Origin of the sequence: Anthropogastromicrobium sp., assembly GCF_037349415.1 — a bacterium.
In the GTDB taxonomy this organism is placed as follows: Bacteria; Bacillota; Clostridia; order Lachnospirales; family Lachnospiraceae; genus Anthropogastromicrobium; species Anthropogastromicrobium aceti.
Genome location: NZ_JAXWCK010000037.1, coordinates 36,999 through 57,176, shown reverse-complemented (window position 1 = coordinate 57,176; position 20,178 = coordinate 36,999). Strand labels below are relative to the sequence as shown.

17 protein-coding genes are annotated in these 20,178 nt (G+C 40.2%); 1 reads left to right on the top strand and 16 read right to left on the bottom strand.

Translation table 11 applies throughout. The features are described 5' to 3' along the window. Positions 1–7: 7 nt before the first annotated feature. The 6 genes from WJP93_RS08885 to WJP93_RS08860 form a co-directional block, all read right to left on the bottom strand. Positions 8–1,528: an ABC transporter substrate-binding protein gene (locus WJP93_RS08885; RefSeq protein WP_337547842.1), complete on the bottom strand. Its 1,521-nt coding sequence runs from the start codon at positions 1,526–1,528 to the stop codon at positions 8–10. 102 nt (positions 1,529–1,630) lie between these two features. Further along, positions 1,631–2,557: a carbohydrate ABC transporter permease gene (locus WJP93_RS08880; RefSeq protein ID WP_118616089.1), complete on the bottom strand. Its 927-nt coding sequence runs from the start codon at positions 2,555–2,557 to the stop codon at positions 1,631–1,633. Positions 2,558–2,575: 18 nt separating this feature from the next. Beyond that, entirely contained in the window at positions 2,576–3,481 is a 906-nt protein-coding gene (locus tag WJP93_RS08875; RefSeq protein WP_308732486.1) for an ABC transporter permease subunit, read from the bottom strand. Positions 3,482–3,777: 296 nt separating this feature from the next. After that, positions 3,778–4,797 carry a LacI family DNA-binding transcriptional regulator gene (locus tag WJP93_RS08870; RefSeq protein ID WP_227102509.1) on the bottom strand — a complete coding sequence of 340 codons (1,020 nt, stop codon included), beginning with the start codon at positions 4,795–4,797 and terminating at the stop codon, positions 3,778–3,780. A gap of 158 nt (positions 4,798–4,955) precedes the next feature. Continuing rightward, positions 4,956–5,591, bottom strand: a complete 636-nt coding sequence (locus tag WJP93_RS08865) for a metallophosphoesterase (RefSeq protein ID WP_227102510.1) — start codon at positions 5,589–5,591, stop codon at positions 4,956–4,958. 62 nt (positions 5,592–5,653) lie between these two features. Continuing rightward, the gene (locus WJP93_RS08860; protein ID WP_337547839.1) at positions 5,654–6,556 is read right to left on the bottom strand and encodes an AraC family transcriptional regulator; all 903 of its coding nucleotides are present in this window, start codon (positions 6,554–6,556) and stop codon (positions 5,654–5,656) included. A gap of 128 nt (positions 6,557–6,684) precedes the next feature. Between WJP93_RS08860 and kduD the strand changes: the two genes are divergently transcribed. After that, complete coding sequence (gene kduD, locus WJP93_RS08855; RefSeq protein WP_227102512.1) at positions 6,685–7,446, top strand: 2-dehydro-3-deoxy-D-gluconate 5-dehydrogenase KduD; 762 nt, start codon at positions 6,685–6,687, stop codon at positions 7,444–7,446. Between the two features lie 9 nt (positions 7,447–7,455). On the opposite strand, the gene WJP93_RS08850 is transcribed toward kduD, so the two are convergent. The 10 genes from WJP93_RS08850 to WJP93_RS08805 form a co-directional block, all read right to left on the bottom strand. Beyond that, positions 7,456–8,805, bottom strand: coding sequence for an amidohydrolase (locus WJP93_RS08850; protein WP_262538291.1), 1,350 nt, complete (start codon positions 8,803–8,805; stop codon positions 7,456–7,458). Between the two features lie 18 nt (positions 8,806–8,823). Continuing rightward, positions 8,824–9,699 (bottom strand): MetQ/NlpA family ABC transporter substrate-binding protein, encoded by an 876-nt coding sequence (locus WJP93_RS08845; RefSeq protein ID WP_262538293.1) that lies wholly within the window; start codon positions 9,697–9,699, stop codon positions 8,824–8,826. 24 nt (positions 9,700–9,723) lie between these two features. Beyond that, on the bottom strand, positions 9,724–10,392 hold the full coding sequence (locus WJP93_RS08840) for a methionine ABC transporter permease (RefSeq protein ID WP_262538294.1): 669 nt from the start codon (positions 10,390–10,392) through the stop codon (positions 9,724–9,726). 22 nt (positions 10,393–10,414) lie between these two features. Continuing rightward, complete coding sequence (locus tag WJP93_RS08835; RefSeq protein ID WP_337547837.1) at positions 10,415–11,437, bottom strand: ATP-binding cassette domain-containing protein; 1,023 nt, start codon at positions 11,435–11,437, stop codon at positions 10,415–10,417. Positions 11,438–11,743: 306 nt separating this feature from the next. Continuing rightward, complete coding sequence (locus WJP93_RS08830) at positions 11,744–12,580, bottom strand: ABC transporter ATP-binding protein (RefSeq protein WP_337547835.1); 837 nt, start codon at positions 12,578–12,580, stop codon at positions 11,744–11,746. A 101-nt stretch (positions 12,581–12,681) separates the two neighbouring features. Continuing rightward, a complete protein-coding gene (locus tag WJP93_RS08825; protein ID WP_337547833.1) occupies positions 12,682–13,716 on the bottom strand; it encodes an iron ABC transporter permease in 1,035 nt (344 codons plus the stop codon). Continuing rightward, entirely contained in the window at positions 13,716–15,056 is a 1,341-nt protein-coding gene (locus WJP93_RS08820) for an ABC transporter substrate-binding protein (protein ID WP_227102528.1), read from the bottom strand. The genes WJP93_RS08825 and WJP93_RS08820 overlap by 1 nt, the downstream gene beginning before the upstream one ends. Positions 15,057–15,241: 185 nt before the next feature. Continuing rightward, positions 15,242–16,534 carry a right-handed parallel beta-helix repeat-containing protein gene (locus WJP93_RS08815; RefSeq protein WP_337547831.1) on the bottom strand — a complete coding sequence of 431 codons (1,293 nt, stop codon included), beginning with the start codon at positions 16,532–16,534 and terminating at the stop codon, positions 15,242–15,244. A 19-nt stretch (positions 16,535–16,553) separates the two neighbouring features. Next, positions 16,554–18,356, bottom strand: coding sequence for a hypothetical protein (locus tag WJP93_RS08810; RefSeq protein WP_262538303.1), 1,803 nt, complete (start codon positions 18,354–18,356; stop codon positions 16,554–16,556). Then, complete coding sequence (locus WJP93_RS08805) at positions 18,353–20,173, bottom strand: hypothetical protein (RefSeq protein WP_337547829.1); 1,821 nt, start codon at positions 20,171–20,173, stop codon at positions 18,353–18,355. Before WJP93_RS08805 ends, WJP93_RS08810 begins: the two co-directional genes overlap by 4 nt. Positions 20,174–20,178 lie beyond the last annotated feature (5 nt).

The following is a 20,178-nucleotide window of genomic DNA, read 5'->3' as shown; positions in this document are numbered from 1 at the left end:
GCAATAATTATTCTGCTACAGAAGAAGACTCTTCTTCAACAGACTCATCAGTAGTCTCAGAACCATTCTCTGCCTTCCATTCATCATACTGTGCCTGGAATGCTGCTAAAACGTCCTGATAACCAGCCTCATCGAGAGCTGCCTGATACTGAGCGATTGTATCTTCAATCTGATCAACGCCATAACCACCATTCTCAAGTGCGAAGCCATACTCATTAAATACATTCTGGCAAGCTGCATACTTATCAGCTACTTCATTCTTATCGAAACGGAAACCAGCTGCGCAAGAAGTATTTGCACCACCGTTGAATTCCTTATACAGTTCAGCCTTATCATCTGGCTCTGTTGTCAGTGGTGTTACGATAGTTGCAGATGCAGATTCCCACATGGAGTGGTTGTACTTACCAGCATCAGTCTGCTCTACCTTACCGTCAACATAGTTGAAATCCTCACCCTCAATACCAAAGGTGTAAAGATCTGCTAACTTACTATCAGTATACAGAAGTCCTAAGAAATCAACACAAGCCTGTGCTTCTTCTGGTGTGCTGTTTGCTGTTACTGTATAGCAGGAACCAAGTGCAGATGTGGAGTGTGCCCATCTGTCAGTGATTGGTGTCATTACAACTTCCTGATTATAACGGCTGTTTGCCTCTGCATTAACAGGAATATCTGTCCACCAGGAAATACCCCAATCCTGAGTCTGTGTTGTAGTATCAGTTGTAGTCTTTGTTACTTCGTCCTCAGAGATATATCCAGCCTCTGCCCACTTAGCCATTAAGGTACAGAACTCCTTGTACTGATCGGTCAGAACGGTATCAACTACTTCATTTGTGGAACGATCTACTGCTACCCAGTTGGACTGTGAATCAGCGGTAAAGAAATCAAAATCATTGATATAATATCTGTAGAACATAGCTGTCTTCTGTGACAGATATGGATACTTAAGTCCTTCTGCCTCAAGATCTGCTAACATCGGCTCAAGGTCAGCCAAAGTCTTAACTGAACTGATATCCCAGCCATACTTGTCGACAAGATCCTTACGGAACATTACATCATAGCCTTCTACATTATCCTTATAAACTGGTACAAAGTAGTTCTTGCCGTCATATTTAGTAGCTTCCCACTGTCCTTCATCCATAGACTCATACAGAGGTGTTCCCGGAAGCAGATCGGTAATATCATAAACTGCATTTGCAGGTACTAAATCATTTGTTCCAATGGTAGATTCCCATGAAGCTGTCCAAAGCAGGTTAATCTCATTGTTTGCAAGTGCCAGATTTGCCTTTTCGGTATATTCACCTGAACCAATATCGGTCAGTTCGATCTGAACATTGATCTTATCCTTAATATACTCATTGATAGCATCCTGAACCTTCTTTACCTGCTCAGAATCTGGATTTGCCAGATTGAAGCATGCTCTTGTAACTTTGATTGTTACTGGCTCACTATCGCTTGCAAAAGCGGTGCCTGCGAAACAACTGGTTGCCATAGCTGCTGCCATTGATACTGCAAAAAGCTTTCTTTTCATAATAAGTGTCCTCCTTAATAATGTTTGATTTTATTTGGTTTTTATTTGTTTTCATCCACATAATAGATATCTGTGGAAAATGCCCTTTACTTATTGACTTTGTCAGCCCTTTACAGAACCAACTGTAAGTCCCTTTACAAAATACTTCTGGAAGAATGGATAAATTACCATAATCGGTCCGATTACGACAATAACTGTTGCCATCGTTGCAGAGTACTGTGGAATTGTTCCTCCCATAGCTGCCTTAACAGAAGCCGGAACATTGGAGTTATTTAACAAAAACTCGATACTCTTCTGAATATTGATCAGAAGTAACTGCAATGGCTTCTTGCGATCACTTGTAATATACAAAAGTGCATTCTGCCAGTCATTCCAGTAAACAGTTGCCATCATAAATCCAACTGCTGCCATAGACGGCTTTAACAGCGGAAGTGTGATCTGGAAGAAAGTTCGATACTCACCGGCACCGTCAATCTTAGCCGCCTCCATAAGCTCACCAGGAATACTGTTTGCGATGTATGTTCGAAGAATAATAACATTCATCGTTGATACACAAAGCGGTAAAATCAGAAGTGCGATGTTATCCTTTAATCCGTACATAGATGTATAAATTATATAGCAGGATAACTGTCCGCCTGAAAACAGCATTGGAATCAGCAGGTATACAGATAAGAACTTACCAAGCATGAAATCCTTACGGCTAATTGAGTAAGCAAACATTGCCATGATCAAAAGTCCAACTAATGTTCCTACAACCGTGATAAAAATCGTTACACCATAAGAGGTTGCCAGCTGCTTGCCATATCTAAGTACGGCATTGATACCATCAAGTGACCACTTCTTCGGAATAAACGAGAAACCATTCTGTACGATTGTCTTCTCATCTGAAAATGCTGCTACAAATACAAGTACGATCGGCAGTGCACAGAACAAAGTGTACAATACCAAGAAGAATAATAATATGTACTGACCGAGTGTTTTACGCTCTCTTCTGGAAGGAGCAAGGTCAAGATCTTTTTTCTTTTTCATCTACATTTCCTCCCTTCATTAGAACAGTGCATTTTCCGGTGCAATCTTACGAACAGCACCATTTGCAAGCAGCATCATCAGCAAACCAACTACTGACTGGAAGAATGTAGTTGCTGCAACGAATCCGAAGTTCGAGTTTTTAAAGATCGCATTCAGTACATAAGAATCAATAACCTGTGTTGTAGAATACAGCTGTCCGCTGTTTCTTGTTACCTGATAGAAAAGACCTGTATCAGATCTCATGATGTTTCCTACTGAAAGAAGAAGCATAACCGTAATCATTGGAACAAGACTTGGAATCGTGATGTTCACGATCTGCTGCCAACGATTTGCACCATCAATCTCTGCTGCCTCATATAATGAGGAATCAATACCTGCAAGTACTGACATATAAAGTACTGAGCCGTAACCTACGCTGTTCCACATTTTAACGATGGTTAAAATCACCGGCCAATAACTTGCTGTTGTGTAGTAACGAACACGTGCATTAAACAGATTGTTTAAGATACCTGTATCAGTACTGATAAATGCATATACGATAAACTGTACAGCTGCATAAGAAATGAATACTGGAATAATCATAACAGTCTGCATTGTCTTTGCACACTTTTTAAATACACACTGGTCAATCGCAATTGCAAGAACTACATTTAGTACTGTTCCAAGTCCTGTGAAGATCACATAATAGAATAATGTATTCTTCGTCATCGACAGAAATGTTGACTTTGATGCAATCAGGAACTTGAAGTTGTCGAGGCCATTCCACGGGCTGCCCCAGATTCCCTTAGTGTAATCATACGACTTGAATGCCATTACAAGACCGCCCATCGGGATATAGGCAAAGAACAGCAATACAAGAAATGCTGGCAGAGCCATCACGACATGGGCTCTGTGTTTCCATGTGTTATGAAGAAAATTTTTCATCCCTTTCTCACTCCTTTTCCGTAATCTCCGTATCTTTCCCTCTCGCAAATTACTTAATCGTTTTCATACTTGAACTATACAACACTTTTAACCAAAATGCAATACCTTTTTTAAAATTTTTATATATTTTTTTCTACTTTTTCTGCCTCGTTTCGCTGTGAGTTGTGTCAGTATTGTATAAATTGTTGCTTTTGCATACAAAAAAAGAGTTCTTTCAGCAAACGCTTTCCGAACTCTTTTCGTTTTTCGAAACAAACCAGCTTGTTTTCTCAACGCTTTTCGTTTATTTCCTCTAATTATTCATTTTCGTTAAGGCAACGAACCGATGCTCCCGGCATTACTGCTCCTGCCTTTACAATCAACTCAACAAGCGCACTCTTTGGCCGTTCGATCTGATCTACAATTGCCTGTGCTGCTGCCTTTCCTATACCAGACATATCTTGTGCATATGTCGTAAGCTTTGGCTGAAACTGCTGAATCAGCGAAATTCCATCATAACCTGCCACTGAAATATCTGATGGTATGGACAATCCTGCCTCACGAATCACCGCAATTCCTCCGATTGCCGTATAATCATCTGGATACAGAATACAGGTAGGTGGATTTTTAAGTGCAAGAAGCTTCTTTGTCACCTCTGCACTTGCCTCTGCTTCAAGATATGGTGCCTCTGGCACATATTCATCCGGCACTGACAGTTCATGTTCCTCCATGGTGCGGTAAAAGCTTGCCAGTCTCACCTTGGTAACACTGTTTTGCTGACCATGTATGTACGCAATTTTTTTATGTCCCATACTGATTACATATTCCGTCAGTTCTCTAATACCCTTTATATTATCTGACACAACTGCCGGGCAATTATTAAAAACGTGGTCAATTGTTACTACCGGAATATCACTTTCTACAAGCTCAACCACTTCTTCTTTTGTAAAATCTACATTTGCAATCACAACACCGTCAACGTTGCGGTAACGGCAATGCTCCAGATATGACATTTCTCGTCCGCCTACATTCTTATTGATAAAAGTAATGTCATATCCAAGATTTTCCACCTCCGTCTTTAAGCTCTCCAAAACCGGTGCAAAATACGGATGTGTCAGACCACTATGATAGTCGTCAATAAACAAGACGCCTATATTGTGAGTCATTTTTGTTTTCAATGCACGGGCTGCCATATTCGGCAAATAGCCCATTTCATTCGCTTTCTGGCGGATCATCGCTTTTCTTTTTTCGCTGATGTCATCCAGATCGTTGAGTGCTTTGCTGACCGTTGATGCTGACACGCCGCAGGCCGCTGCAATATCTTTTAACGAAACCATCGTCACTTCACCCGCCTTTTCTCAATCGTTTAAGTATTTTCAATATAACCTCATTTTTCTTCATTGTCAATCATACAACATATTTCTTTCTCACATTTTGTTACATTTTCCCATTTATTCCTCCACTTTATTGTATAATAATTACATGTGTTCTTGTCTTAGGCTGGAAACTCTTCCGATAGATATTTTCTGCGCATCTGATCATTTTCTATCCATTCATCTAATGTAAGCGGCGCATAATCTGAAAAAACACAAAAACAGTTAATCATGCAGCACTGAATCGTTTTTTCTTTTCCTTCAAAATCAAGAAAAGATGTTTGTTTTGTTATTCGGATAAAACGATCTATAAGAAGCTCATCTCTTGTGTCATGTACATGTCCATATAACATATATGTCTTTGGCTCCCCATTCTCATTTAGCCGATACTGACCATTATAGCACATAATAGGATAATGACTCAATATAACTTTTCGCCCATTATCATGAATTTCTTTATATGGCTCTATCCATTCAAACAAATTTTTATCAAATCGACGGTATTTCAGATAGCGATCATGATTTCCTTCAATCAAATACTTCTTTCCGTTTAACTGTTTAAGTAATGAATTTGTCTGCATCGCATCACCAAATGAAAAATCACCTAGAATCACCGTCTCATCGCAGTTTCTCACTTTTTCATTCCAGCGCTGTATCATATACTCATTCATCTGCTCTGCTGATGCAAATCCTCTCTTGTCCATCTTTGTATTCAGTGCCTCATGATAAAAGTGGCAGTCTGCTATATAAAAACGCATAGTTATATCCTTTCCTAATTATATTTCATTTTTTAATACAAGCCATACACCTCAGAGCTATATTAACGTTTTCTCCCTCGGTACTGTCTGGGCGTGCATCCAAATTCTTTTAAAAAGAAACGTCCTAAATGTGACGGACTGTCAAATCCGGTCTCAAGCGCGATCTGAGTCACGCTTTTATCAGTTGATAACAGCTGACGACTAGCTTCCTCTAGGCGAAACTGAATCAGATATTCCATTGGGCTGACCTTTAAGACACGCCTAAAGCAGCGGCACAGCTCACTTTTGCTTATAGCAACCACCTGTGCTACATCTTCAAGGCTGACTTTGCATGAAAAATTTTGCTGCATATATGTCATTGCATCCTTAATTCGTGCCAAGTCTCGTTCCTCTTTTGGCTGTATCTGCCGCGCCGCGCTTATTCCCTTCTCTACGAGACTTGCCCACAAGAGACAGAGGCAGCCTTTCACCGCCATTTCATATCCAGTTTCTTTTTTTCTGTACTGCTCTGCCATTTTTCTTAAAAGCTGTGATTCTTCTTTGCTTAGTACAAGTCCGTCAGTCTTTGCCAAAAGCAGCGGTGCCACGCACTCCCTATATGCACGCGAAAGCCGATCAGATTCTGCTAATTTCCATGAACAGACAAAGGAATCAATCACATGAGTGTCTGACTCGCTATTTATCAATTCACGTCTTTTTTCATCTACTGGAACAAGGCGGTGAAGCATTCCCGTATTAATAAAAATACTCTCCCCTGGTTTTAACAAAAATTCGCTAGTTCCTACCTGCACGAGAATCGTTCCTTTTATAATGTAATCAAACTGAATCTCATCATGCCAGTGCCATGCAATTTGTCCATGCTCAAACTCTGAAAAGTCATCCCTGTAAATTCCAATTGGAAAATCGTCACTTCCGTGACGGCGAAGCTCACGAAGACTTGTATCCACTACCGTTTTTTGCTCCATGTAATTTTCGTTCCTCCTTCATTTAGCTCCGATTATGCTATTTCTTGAGCTTATTATACTATATTTTCCTTTTAAAAAGCAATATAGTAATAACAATCAAAAATACAAAAAGGAAAGGAAAAAAAGATATGATTTTAGATTTGTTTCGTTTGAATGGAAAAGTTGCTGTTGTTACTGGCGCAAACACTGGATTAGGACAGGGCTTTTGTGTAGCCTTTGCCGAAGCCGGAGCAACAGTCATCGGAGTTGCACGAAGAAGCTGCGCCGAGACTGCTGCAAAGGTGGAGGCTGTTGGCGGTACTTTCTTTGAAGTACTTACAGATCTTTCTGCACCAGATGCATCAAAGACAGTTGCAAATGCCTGCAAAAAACTGACAGGCCGCGTTGATATTCTTGTAAACAATGCTGGAATCATTCACCGCGAGGATGCCGTAAATGTCACAGAAGCAAACTGGGATCTTGTCACCAATTTAAATGAAAAGCTTGTCTTTTTCCTGTCTCAGGCCATGACGAATGAGTTCTTCATCCCACAGGGCGGTGGTAAAATTATCAATATTGCTTCTATGTTAAGCTTTCAGGGCGGCATCCGCGTTCCTTCCTACACAGCAAGCAAAAGCGCCGTGATGGGTCTCACCAAGGCGCTTGCAAATGAATGGGCTTCTCTTAATATTAATGTAAACGCAATCGCGCCGGGCTACATGGCGACAAACAACACGACTGCACTTCGTCAGGACAGTGACAGGAATGATGCTATTCTTTGCCGCATTCCGGCGGGACGCTGGGGAACCTCCGATGATTTAATGGGGGCTGCTGTTTTTCTTGCCAGCGATGCTTCATCTTACGTAAATGGTTTTACACTTGCTGTTGATGGCGGCTGGCTGGCTAGATAAGCTTCTATATTATTCTTCCTCGAAGACCGGTGCACCGCCGGTCTTTTTGCTTATCATAGATTCCATAAAGTCAATATATTCCTGTTTTGTAAATATAGGTTTGTAGTCATCCACAAGCTTTTTTGCAGCTACAGCACCGCCCTTTAACAATCTATAGGCTGTAAGTGCAAATATTTTTGCCGTAACAATATAGGCAAGTTCCTCATCATTCACATCAAAATCAACACTATGAAGACCGCTTCCTACTGCACCGCCTGTGTTAAAGGTAAATACTGGCTGAAGATGCTGTACATCTCCTACATCTGTTGAACCGCCGCTCGGTGTGCTTGTCGCATCAACTACATTCACATTATACTTGTCACCTGCTGCAAGCTTTGCCGCCTCAACCAGTTCCTCTGGTGCATCAACTGGAATTGTTGGCAGATATCCAGGCATAGTCTCAATTTCAACCTTAGCCCCCACTGCAACTGCACCTGCCAAAAATGCACGATCAGTTTTCTCTGATGCATCAAGAATTGCCTTTGTATTATTTGCTCTTACAAGTGTCTCAATAATGGCCTCATTTGGAATTACATTGACAAGATCACCGCCCTTTGTCATAATCGGATGAACTCTCACTGTATCCTTATCCTGAAATGTTTCTCTTTGATATTGAAGTGCTGTAAGACCAAGCGCTGCTGCATTTAATGCATTTACGCCAAGATGAGGACTTCCTGCTGCGTGAGCAGCCTTTCCCTTATAGCGAATCACCTTGCTTACAAAGCCATTTCCGCTGCCTTTTCTTATCACAACTTCATTTCCTATTGTTGTATGATGAGCCAGATTCAAATCAATATCATCGAAAGCACCGATTCTTATCAGCTCACATTTTCCACCGCCATAACGTATTTTTCCTTCATTCTTTAACTGATTTTTAAACTCAATTTCACCATATTCCTCTGCCGGAACTGCAAAAAATACAACCTGACCGTCTAATGATGATGCCACTTCATGATCTGCCAGTGCAATTGCTGCTCCTACCACACCGGCAAGCTGACTGTGATGACCACAGCAATGAGCTCCCTGTGTCTGTGCGTTTGCATATTTATGCTCTGGAATGCGAAGTGCATCAAGCTCTCCGATTAATGCCAGACTCACATTTTCTTTTTTGTCCTGATTCAGATAGCCCTTTACGCCAGTTACTGCAAGACCTTCCTTCGTCTCTAACCCAAGCGCCTTAAGCTCATCCGAAAACTTTGATGCAGTTCTAAATTCCTTATATCCAAGCTCTGCATGTGTGTAGATATCTCTTGCAAACGCAATCAGTTTTTCTTTATTGTCATCTATGATTTTTATGATTTTTTCTTCGATCTTATCCATAATGCAAGTCTCCCTTTTTTAATATTCCGGAATTGCCCAGAGATTCTTATATTCACTCTCGTTGTTTGCCTTAAGCCAATCTGTAAATTCATCGGACTGATATGCTGCTACAATATCCTTTGCCCACTGCGTATCCTTATCTTCATCCTTTACTACAACCTGCAGCCAGAAATTCTCGGACAAGTTTTCGCTAAACAATGCAGTCGACGGATCAATTCCTGCATTATAGACAATGCTTCCAGTGATGATACCATAATCATAATCAGAAAGTGTAGTTGCTATGATGCTGGTACTTACATCCAAAAACTCCAGATTATATGGATTTTCTGCAACGTCCTCAGAGCTTGCAGTCGCATAGTCTGTGCCTTCCTTTAATTTAATCCATCCAATATCCTGAAGCATTACAAATGCTCTTGCCATGTTTCCCTCATCCTGCGGAACTGCAACCTTCATACCATCAGCAACCTCATCAAGTGAGCTGTGTGTTTCAGAAAAAATAGATGCCGGAACTGTAGGAATTGGTGTCAGTGCCACCAAATTGGAATTATAATTTTTATTGAATGCATCCATATATGCAATGTGCTGTTCAACAGAGAAATCTACATCACCATCTGCAATCGCTTCATCTGCATACTGAAGTGTCAGCTCAGTTGCCTCAAATGTATAGCCCTGCTTTTCAAGAATTGGCATTACATGCTGCTCAAAAAGCTCTGTATATGGTCCTGTTCCTTTCGCATATGTTAATTTCTTTTTTTCTGTAACAGCTGACTCTGCTGCGCTTTCTTTTTTTGTTTCATTTGTTGTCTTTGCATCTTTTTTTCCGCAGCCTGCTGCAATTACTGCCGCTGCTGCTAATACTCCAATTGCCAATACACCTTTTTTAAACTTTTTCATAATCATTTTCTCCTTTTATCTGTCTTATTTTCTGCGAGCCTTTCCTGCGAAGAAATTTCCAAGGCTTTGTATGCACTGTGTAATAATAATAAGTACAACTACAAGTGAATACATAAGTGTAAAGTTAAAGCGGTTGTAACCATAATTAAGAACAAGCGCTCCGATACCACCGCCTCCTACATATCCTGCCATTGCACTTGCACCAATCAATCCAACAATACCAGTTGTAAGTGAAAGAATAACAGATCCAAGTGACTCAGGCAAAATAAATTTTGTAACAAGCTGCAGCGGTGTTGCCCCCATTGCCAGTGCAGCTTCTAAAATGCCATTTCCTGTATCGAGAAGGGAATTTTCAAATAAGCGTGTCAAAAGCGGTATCGCGTTTACTGTAAGAGGTACAATTGCTGCTGTTGCTCCAATTCTCGTTCCTATTAAAAACTTTGTAACTGGCATAATTGCAACCAGAAGAACAACAAATGGTGTACTTCTCACAATATTAATTATCACATTGATGATATTATAAATCACTACATTCTGATATAACCCGCCCTTTCTTGTAAAGATCAGCACGATTGCCAGAACAAATGCGACAATTGTTGCAATAATTAAAGCTATTCCAACCATGTATAATGTCTCTGCAAATGATGTTAACAGCTTATCATTTGATATTCCAAGAAATTCTTCAAGTGCCATATTTTTCTCCTTTTCGTCTTTTTTATATATAAATCTCTTTATAACCAACGCCGTGCTCTGAAAAATACTTTTGTGCTCCTTCAATTTCATTCTTTACACCAATGATCTGTACAATAATGATTCCTAAGACTCGTTCCTGTATTTCACTGATATTGGCAAATAAAATATTTGTTTCTACATCAAATTTCTTATTTACACCAGATAACACAGATTCTGTACTGTCACTGTCAAGAAACTTTAACTTCAAAAGCTTATTATTCTTTTTCTCAGAACGTATACTTTCTATCAAAAGTTCTGGAACACTGTCATTAATTACCGTTTTTACAAAATTCTTTGTGATCTCCTGCTGTGGTTCACTGAATACATCAAGCACATTTCCTTTCTCGACAACTCTTCCACTCTCCATCACAGCTACATGATGACAAATGCTTTGGATAACGTTCATCTCATGTGTGATCAGCACAATCGTAATGCCAAGTTCCTTATTGATTCTTTTTAACAGCTTAAGGATCGCTTTTGTCGTTTTGGGATCAAGTGCACTAGTTGATTCATCGCTAAGCAAAATAGATGGATCTGTTGCCAAGGCTCTTGCTATTCCTACTCTTTGCTTCTGGCCTCCAGAAAGCTTAGATGGATACACGTCTTTCTTTTCCGTAAGCTCGACATATTCTAAAACTTCCTGTACCTTCTTTTTTATCTGATCCTTCGGAACGTGATTTAAAACAAGCGGCAATGCTATATTTTCATACACTGTTTTTGTTTCAAGAAGATTAAATTGCTGAAAGATCATTCCTATTTTTTTCCTCTTTTGACGAAGCTTTGATTGTTTCAGTGCATTTATATCTTCTCCATCCACTAAAACCTTTCCTGATGTCGGAACCTCAAGTGCATTGATTGTTCGAATCAAAGTAGATTTGCCGGCTCCTGAGAAACCAATAATTCCATATATATCGCCATCCTCTATTGTCAGACTTACATTTTCAAGTGCTTTTACTTCACACTCTTTTGTTTTAAAGATTTTGCTTACGTTTTGAAACTCAATCATGAAGCCGTCTCCTCCTGCTCTTTTCTGAACAGAAAAGTTTAACATTGTTTTATGTTTATTTTCTTTTCTGTTGGTTGAAAGTATAGCAAATTCTGAAAGGAAGTGTTAATACGTTGATTTTATGTTTCGTTATAAGTGTTTCCTATAGCAAATACTTTTTACATGGTTCCACCATATAGCAAAAGCCCACGATTTTCATCGTGAGCTTTTATTTTAACTATTTATATGATACCAGGGTCAAAAGGTCAGAAAGCCGATGCAAGCTTGCTTGCAAGAGGTTTTTTGAACTCTTGACCCTGGTATCATTTATATTTCAGCGTAATAATATCGATGTCCTTTTTTTGTATCCATATGAAAAAATGATATATCATAAAGTTTCTTTAAATTTTCTTCACATAGACATTCATTTGTATTTCCTGCTGCAATTACCTGCCCGTCTTTTAGCATAATCAGACGATCACAATAAATTCCAGCCAGATTGATATCATGAAGCACCATAAGCACAGATACGCCTTCCTGTCTGTTTAATTCCGAAAGCGTCTGCATGATTTCAATCTGGTTTTTAATGTCAAGGCTTGCAATCGGTTCATCAAGAAGCATCCAAGGTGTGGTTTGTGCTACCGCGCGTGCAATCACAATCTTTTGTTTTTCGCCGCCGCTTAAGATAGCAAATTTTTTATCCTTAAGCTTATCTGCTTTTGTGAGCGAAAAAGCGCGATAAACTGCTTCTTTATCACCGATTGAGGTTCCCTCAAATCGTCCCTGATATGGTGTACGTCCTGTCATCACGATCTCCTCTGCCGTAAAGTCTGTCTCAATATCTGTCTTCTGCGGCACAAATGAGAGCAGTCTTGCAAGCTTTTTTCGCGGATAATCGTCAGCCGGCACATCACCAATTTTCATGCTTTCTTTACTCTCTGTTTTTAAAAATGCGAGTACATGACGCAGAAAGCTCGATTTCCCGGCTCCGTTTGGCCCAATAATTCCATAGATGTGACCTGGCTCAAGAGTAAGCGTGATATCTTTTAAAATTGGATGATCCATCCCCTCTGGTGTCCAGGTCAGATGATTGCTTACAATATCTACTGATTTGAGCAAATCCATTCCCGATACCGATTCTTTTTTATTTCCTTGTCGACTCACGATTGTTTTCTCCTTTTTTGATTTTACGCTGTTCACGAGGGTATTCTACGAAAGCGGCTCGCCGCTAATCTGAGTTGTAAATCATAAACGTTATAAATTTCTCACGCCAACTTCTTCTTAATTAGCAGAATCAGATATGGTGACCCGACAATTGCTGTCAGCACACCAACTGGCAGTTCTCCCGGTGCAGTCACTGTGCGCGCTAACGTATCGCAAATCATCAAGAAAAATCCGCCTCCAAGAATCGCCCCAGGCAAAATTCTTCGATAATCATCACCAAGCAAAAATCGTACAATATGAGGAATCACTAGTCCGACAAAACCAATCACACCGCTGACGGAAACACATGCGGCAACCATCACCGATACTACTAAAATCAAAATTCGGCGTATACGCGCTGTCTCGATACCAAGACTCTGTGCCGTCTCCTCACCCATCGCCATCAAATTCAGATCCTTTGACAAGACAATGCAGACACAAAGGCAAATCATTTCACAGATAGCAACATAACAAACCTTCACCCACACTGCAGATGAAAAGCTTCCCATTGTCCACAGATAGACTTGTTCGATCTTATCATGATTAAGGGACATAAGAAGTGACATCACAGCTGAAAAAAGTGTACTGATTGCCGTTCCTGTAAGAAGGATACCTATTGTATTTGCTCCCTTTTTCATGCCTCCAATCAAATATACTAGCATAATTGTTAAAATTGCACCAATAAAAGCACACACACCAATAGTTCCAATCCCCAAAACACTCACCTGTACACCAAAAAGAATAGCAATCGTTGCGCCAAGTGCGGCACCTGATGATACACCTAAAATATGCGGATCAGCAAGCGGATTTTGAAAAATCCCCTGAAACACGCCTCCCGCTGCCGAAAGTCCTGCACCAACAAGCGCGGCAAGCAAAACTCGAGGCAGGCGAACCTGCAAAATTATATAGCGCTGCATCGTGCTATACGCTGATATATCCACAAATTGGCCTATTCCTGGAATACCAGACAGCGCAAGCTTAATGCTCCCTATTATGCCAATCTCTGCAGATCCAACACTTAGGGAAATGGCAGCTCCCACAAAAAGAAGAGCTGCCATGCAAACATAAATATACAAATATGTTTTTTTCTTTTCCATTACTTTTCTAATGCTGCCTTTACGTAAGCAACCTCATCGGCCTTTGCGTTACAGTTAAATATCTGACCAAGTGTGATTACAGTCTCATCATCTTCTGCATCAACATAGATAACAGGAATATTGGCATCGTCAAACTTTGCCTTTTCCTCAGCAGAATACTCTGCATCTGCAACAACAACTGCCGGAGCCTCTAAAACAACGTCCTCAACACTTTTTTGTTCATACTCGGCATCCTCACTAACTACACCGATTTCCTTTAACAGATCGAAAACTTCCTCGCTTGCAGCGTAAACGCTCTCTGGGCAAGATTCGATATTGTACTCTACAACACCACTTTTTACATTAACCGGATACTCAGTCTCTGATGGGAAGCACTCTGGATGAAGCATCTGTGCTAACTCTACAACAGCATCTGCATTTCTCGGTCCCTGACGATCAAGCATGTTAGTATCAATAGTCTCTACAAAACCATTCTTTACTGCACTCAGCTCAGTATACGGATCTGTTGTGCAGAAACCTTCCTCATTATAAGCATTTAAGATAACATACTGCGGATCCTTCTCCAGAAGTGTCTCTGTGGAATATGACCATCCCTCCACATCTGATGCAATGTTGTCACCGCCTGCCGCTGTCAGAATACCATTTACGAAAGTATCTCCTCCAGCTGTATAATCGCCGTACTCACCGTATCCAACTACATAATAAACTGTCGGATTCTCATCAACATTTGCCAGACGATCAGAAACATAGTCCATCTTTGTTTGCATTTCATCAACGGTCTTTTCTGCTGCTTCTTCACAGTTTACAGCCTCGCCCACCAAGCTGATCATATCATAAACGCCTTCCATATCGCCCTCATCATAGAGATACAAAACAGGAACACCAGCATCATCAAGCTGCTTTACTGCATCATCTGAAAAATGAGTAGAGGCAAGAACCAGATCTGGCTCCAGGCTTAAAATTTTCTCAATATCTGCATTTGAAATACTGCCAACAGACTCAACCTCGCTGACTGCTGCCGGATAATCGCAGTAATCGGTTCTTCCGACTAATTTATCACCTGCACCGATTGCATACAGAATCTCTGTCATATTGGGTCCCATGGATACAATCTTTTCAGGCTCCTCATTAATTGTAATTTCAGTGCCGTCTGTTCCGGTTAATGTAAGCGGATAGCTAACCTCGCCAGACTCCTCAGATTCGCCTGCCTCAGATACTGCTTCTGTCGCTGATTCAGACTTAGCTTCGCTGCTTGCCTCTTTTGCTGCCAATACAGATGTACTTGACGCCACAAGTGCTCCACACATAATAATTGCCTGCATCTTCTGATACTTTCTCATAAAACTCCTAACTGCAGATTTTTCTGCATCACATATTCTTTTGCGCTCTATATTATAACGAACTATAGCATGTATTTCAAGCAAATTATTTTGACTCCCAGTTTTGACAAAACCTTATCTTATTTCATATGGCATGATTAACATATCACAAATGGAATGAAGCGGCAGCATTGACAATTACAAAACTATCTTTTTACGCCAACTAATTTGCAAAGCTTTTCCATTACGACGTCTCTCCAATTCGAATTTCTTATTTCATCCTGCAACAGTTCCCTCCACTTCTCATCATTCACAATATTATCTTCATATCGTGCTTTCTGCCACTCTGTCTCTTTAGGAACACAGAATACATTATTAGCAAAATGAAAATTTTCTCCTTCATCAAAGCAGCAAATTTGTATCGGATTTTCATTATAAAACAGATTTCCATACCATTCTGCTAAAATTCCCTGATCATATACGGCAATGCCTCTTCCATCTCTCATACTGATATTGTAGCGCAGAATGGTCTTTTCACAGTCTCTATTGTGATTAAGCTTCATACAGTCCAGCCAAAATCCACCTTCATTGTCATGCGAATAGTTATACTGAAATACTGTAGTCCCCGCAGTTCCCCAATCCGTATCAAATGCTGTTCCATCATTTTCAAACATTCTGGTTCGTGCCACTTCATTTCGCTGAATAAGCGCATCCCGTGTCGCGCAAACCCAGATACCAGCTATCAGCTGGGTATCTTCAAGTGTACCAAGTGCTCCTGCATCAAAACAAACATTACTATCAATCAGCGGTGATATGCAATTTGCCACAATAACTCCATCTGATCCAGTTCGTTCAATCCTATTTCCACGCACAACTACATGTGTATGATGAATATCATTTATAAAATCTTCCTGCTGATTTACACGTATACCACTTGTTCTAACATCGTGAATGTAGTTATTACTAATAACGATGTCATGAAGATGATCTTGAGCTGATGTACGACCTGGAAAGGTAACATACACAGCCCCATTCCAATACATGCTCTGGTATGCTGGCATTGCCCGTCGATTTTCACCGTCTACCTCAAAGATTTCACAATCTGAAATTTCGATTCCTGCTGTAATTCCCTCTGGCTTTGCACTAATGCAAATTCCCTGACGCACACGTCTTTCGCTGCTATGGTTACAAATACGAAGTCCCTTTACTTTCCAATAGCTCACTCCATCCAGTAATATTGCTGCATATGCACCATTTCCATCAATCAAAGGTGCTTCTCCGTCCCCATAAACACCCACCTGCGCAAAATTAAAACGATCTCCATCTCCATGAAGGCAAAGCATTCCCTTCCACACACATCCACATTTCAAAAGCAGTTTGTCTCCTTCTCCAAACACAATCCGATTTGCAGCTTCAAGACTTTTTAACGCTTCGTCTGGCGTAATTCCATTATTTTTATCATTTCCATTAGCAGCATCCAAATAAAATATTCTTCCCATATTTCGCATCCTCTTCTATTTACTCAATTTTCGCACCAACTTTTCTTACGATATCCATTCGAAAAGCTCCAGGCCATGCAACTAGCCAGTTTGACGCACTTCCCATTACCGATTGGCGTGACAATTCAAAACTTTCATCCTGACTTCCCTTTGGTCTTACATGGCCATCTATAATCATCGTTCCATCTGATACATGCTGGCAGCCATTTCTCCATATTGCTTTTGCCCTTTCAATCCATCTTGTCTGACCAGTTTGTTCTCCCAACTCATATAACTCTGGCACATAAGATAATGCAAATGAATCCATTCCTTCATGCACAGTCGATACAAGAGTACCACCAAATGAATCATATCCAGTTTTTCCAAGTGTTGTTTCTTTAGAAAATTTTTCGGTACAGGAATACTGCCATGTTGAAAGGTACCACGCAGCATTTTCAGCAAGTACTAGCCATTCCTCTGATTTATCTTCACGATACATACTTACTGCACCTTTTAACAGTGGAATTGCTGATTCCTTATCAATTGAGAAAATATCAAGTGCTCCTGCTGTCGTAAAGCCCTGCTCAGTCAATTCTTTTCCATACCAGCGTAGTGCTTTTTTCGCTGCCTTTAAATAGACCTGATTTTTGCTTCTTCGATAGCCTTCCACTAACGGAAGTGCAAGAAATGCTCCAACTGACCCTTCTTCAATTGCCACACTTCCGTCTTCATGCCAACACTTTGCAAATGCCCCGCTTTCTTTCTGGACACGAACCGCAAAGTCGCAAATTGCAAATGCAGCATCCAGATATAATTTTCGTTCTTCTTTTAGCTTTACAGATAAATCATATGCATCAAAAAATTCAACTCCTGCTGTTCCAAGATTACATGCCTCCAGGTAGCGCACTTGTCCTGGATCATAATAGCTGTGGACAACACCAATAGGAAGAGATGCATATTTTATCCACGAATCCAATACGGCAAATCCCATACGACGAGCTTCCATATCTTCCGGATGTTTAATTGCTTCGCATAGTAATTCATTTGCCAATAATGCATTCTGTCCACACCACCCAATTTCATATTTATTATATCTACGCTTTTCCCAGTTTTCATTTTCCCATGCCAATCCGATGTTAAATCCGCAAAAGCCATCGGCTTCTTCTGTATAAAGCGATTTTGCATAATCAATTCCGTATGACCATACCTCTGCTAATGAAAGTGGATTTTTTGATATCGCATAATTTTGTTTCCATGAAAAGTCAAGTACACGATGATATCCGGCTCTTTGCTGTGGATGCTCCTCAAAAACAATCCATACGCAAAATTCCGTTCTTGGCTCCATCTTTGTCTGGAATGCATCTGCATACCGATACAAACGAAGCTGTTTGGGTGACTCTTCTTCTGGCCATAAAATACGATGTACCATTTGCTTAGAATTTTTTTTGTAAAACAGACTACAGGATTCTCCATCATTTGCTTTTCCAATAAGTGATACACTTATTTTTTCATCCTGTGACATTGTCATCGCTGGAATAGCTGCGCGGTGCCAGCCATATACCCATGGTACTCCATTATATCGATCTCCTTCATACTCGCAAAATGTACCAAATCCATTTCCATTATAATTAATTCCTGGAATCAAATAAAATTCACTTGAATAACAAGTTTCCAATTCCATGCACATTTTCTTGACTGGCTTACACTGACGCCTCCACTCAAAAATTCCATCTTCAAGTATTGTTAATGTATCCTCTGCATCACTGCATCCTATTAACCTTGCAATCTGTATCTCACCAGAAAAAAATAATATATCCTGTCCTTTTTTCATATATCGTATCATAACCAAGCCTCCTGTTCTTCCCCATTAAGCCAATTCCAATTATCCAATTTTCTTAACACTTCCAAACGAAACGCGCACGGCCATGCAACTAGCCATTGACTTACACCAAAATAATTACCATTGTTTCCCCATCTCGTATGTAAAATTCCTTCATCACAGCTTCCTCTTGGACGCACACCAGTCTCACCGATCATCAACGTACCATCAGAAATTCCTTGAGATGCATTGTACCAGATTGCAAACGCTCTGCTCTCCCACTGTGTATTCTTAGTAAATATTGCAAGCTTTTTTAAATCCTCCACATAACACAATGCAAATGGATCAATATGATGATGCGAGGTTGAAACTGCTGTTCCACCAAATGTGTCATAACCCATCTTTCCAAGAATAGAATCACTCGGATATACAACACTCTGATGCCACTGCCATGTTGATAAATACCATGCTGCCTTCTGTGCCATTTTCAGATAGCGCTCAAATCCCGTGGCTTCATATAGCATAATTCCACCTTTCAACAAAGGTATTACTGATTCCTTGTCAATGCAACACGTATCCAATGCACCAGATGTGCCATATCCACAATTTTTAAATTCTCTAAAATAATATGAATATGCTCTCACAGCAGCTATGTTATATTTTTCTTTATGTGTTTTTTCAAAAGCCTTTACAAGTGGCAAAATAAGAAATGCGCCTGCTGTTCCTTCTAGTGTATGGACCGAACCGTCACGATTCCAGCTCATTGCAATTCCACCATCCAGTCGCTGATGTGCCATCGCAAAATCGCAGATTTCAAGAGCTGCTGTCAGATATTGCGTTCTTCTGACACCAATTCGTTCACACTGTTCATATGCTTCTATCAGTTGGCAACCTGCAGTTCCCAAATTGCAAGCATCAATTAAACTATCTTCCGGATCATATCTGGTCAAAAGCAGTCCCTCTTTACTACGTGCTTTTTGGGTCCACCAATCCAAAACGGCCAGACCTTTTTTCAATGAATCCTTATTTCCATTCATCTGATAATCATATAAAAAAGAAACCGCAAGAGATGCATTCTGACCACACCATCCGATCTCATATTTCATCTCTTCCCGTTTTACCCATTCATTTCCATCCCAACGAAAACCAATATTAAAAGCATTAATTTCACCATCATGTGTATACAGTTTTTTCGCATATTCCACAGACCAGTCCCAAATTGTCTGAGCACTTTGTTTTGGATGTAGTCTTTTTATATTTTGTTTCCAAATATATAACATCATTTTTTCATCTGCATCACACTGATCACTGAAGAAAATCCATCCCTTAAATTCACATCTTGGCTTGATTTTACCTATGTATTCTGGCATAAAACAGTCCGCCATCAAATATTGTGGACTCTCCGTTTCTGGCCAAATTAGACGATGCACTGCTTTTTTATTCTGTATAAACATGCTGCCAGATGCAGTATCTGACGAGCATACTGCCAGACTTACCCGATTGCCTTTGCTTACAGTAGCTCCTGGCACTGCTGTTCTATGATAAGCAAAACTATAAGGAATTCCATCCTTCTCAAGACCTTTGTATTCATGATCCTTTCCCCACGGATTCTGGTCATAGGAAACAGCCGGTACCACAATATGTTTTGCCTCAAAACAATCCTCCAATTCCATACACATATGATCTGTTTCTTTAGCAGTTTTACAAGTCCACTCTACTACATCACCTTCGTGAAACACAAATGAATCAAACCGATCTGTTTGCTTTTTTATCCTTGCTGCAGGCTCATTATTAACAAAAAACAAAAATTCGGTCGCTGTTTCTTTCATTTCTAACTTCATATTTC

Excerpts from the sequence above, each read along its gene's own strand:
- WJP93_RS08880 (WP_118616089.1), bottom strand. The coding sequence starts at position 2,557 with ATGAAAAAGAAAAAAGATCTTGACCTTGCTCCTTCCAGAAGAGAGCGT.
- WJP93_RS08865 (WP_227102510.1), bottom strand. The coding sequence starts at position 5,591 with ATGCGTTTTTATATAGCAGACTGCCACTTTTATCATGAGGCACTGAAT.
- WJP93_RS08825 (WP_337547833.1), bottom strand. The coding sequence starts at position 13,716 with ATGGAAAAGAAAAAAACATATTTGTATATTTATGTTTGCATGGCAGCT.
- WJP93_RS08835 (WP_337547837.1), bottom strand. The coding sequence starts at position 11,437 with ATGATTGAGTTTCAAAACGTAAGCAAAATCTTTAAAACAAAAGAGTGT.
- WJP93_RS08850 (WP_262538291.1), bottom strand. The coding sequence starts at position 8,805 with ATGGATAAGATCGAAGAAAAAATCATAAAAATCATAGATGACAATAAA.
- WJP93_RS08820 (WP_227102528.1), bottom strand. The coding sequence starts at position 15,056 with ATGAGAAAGTATCAGAAGATGCAGGCAATTATTATGTGTGGAGCACTT.
- kduD (WP_227102512.1), top strand. The coding sequence starts at position 6,685 with ATGATTTTAGATTTGTTTCGTTTGAATGGAAAAGTTGCTGTTGTTACT.
- WJP93_RS08870 (WP_227102509.1), bottom strand. The coding sequence starts at position 4,797 with ATGGTTTCGTTAAAAGATATTGCAGCGGCCTGCGGCGTGTCAGCATCA.
- WJP93_RS08860 (WP_337547839.1), bottom strand. The coding sequence starts at position 6,556 with ATGGAGCAAAAAACGGTAGTGGATACAAGTCTTCGTGAGCTTCGCCGT.
- WJP93_RS08810 (WP_262538303.1), bottom strand. The coding sequence starts at position 18,356 with ATGATACGATATATGAAAAAAGGACAGGATATATTATTTTTTTCTGGT.
- WJP93_RS08805 (WP_337547829.1), bottom strand. The coding sequence starts at position 20,173 with ATGAAGTTAGAAATGAAAGAAACAGCGACCGAATTTTTGTTTTTTGTT.
- WJP93_RS08875 (WP_308732486.1), bottom strand. The coding sequence starts at position 3,481 with ATGAAAAATTTTCTTCATAACACATGGAAACACAGAGCCCATGTCGTG.
- WJP93_RS08815 (WP_337547831.1), bottom strand. The coding sequence starts at position 16,534 with ATGGGAAGAATATTTTATTTGGATGCTGCTAATGGAAATGATAAAAAT.
- WJP93_RS08885 (WP_337547842.1), bottom strand. The coding sequence starts at position 1,528 with ATGAAAAGAAAGCTTTTTGCAGTATCAATGGCAGCAGCTATGGCAACC.
- WJP93_RS08840 (WP_262538294.1), bottom strand. The coding sequence starts at position 10,392 with ATGGCACTTGAAGAATTTCTTGGAATATCAAATGATAAGCTGTTAACA.
- WJP93_RS08845 (WP_262538293.1), bottom strand. The coding sequence starts at position 9,699 with ATGAAAAAGTTTAAAAAAGGTGTATTGGCAATTGGAGTATTAGCAGCA.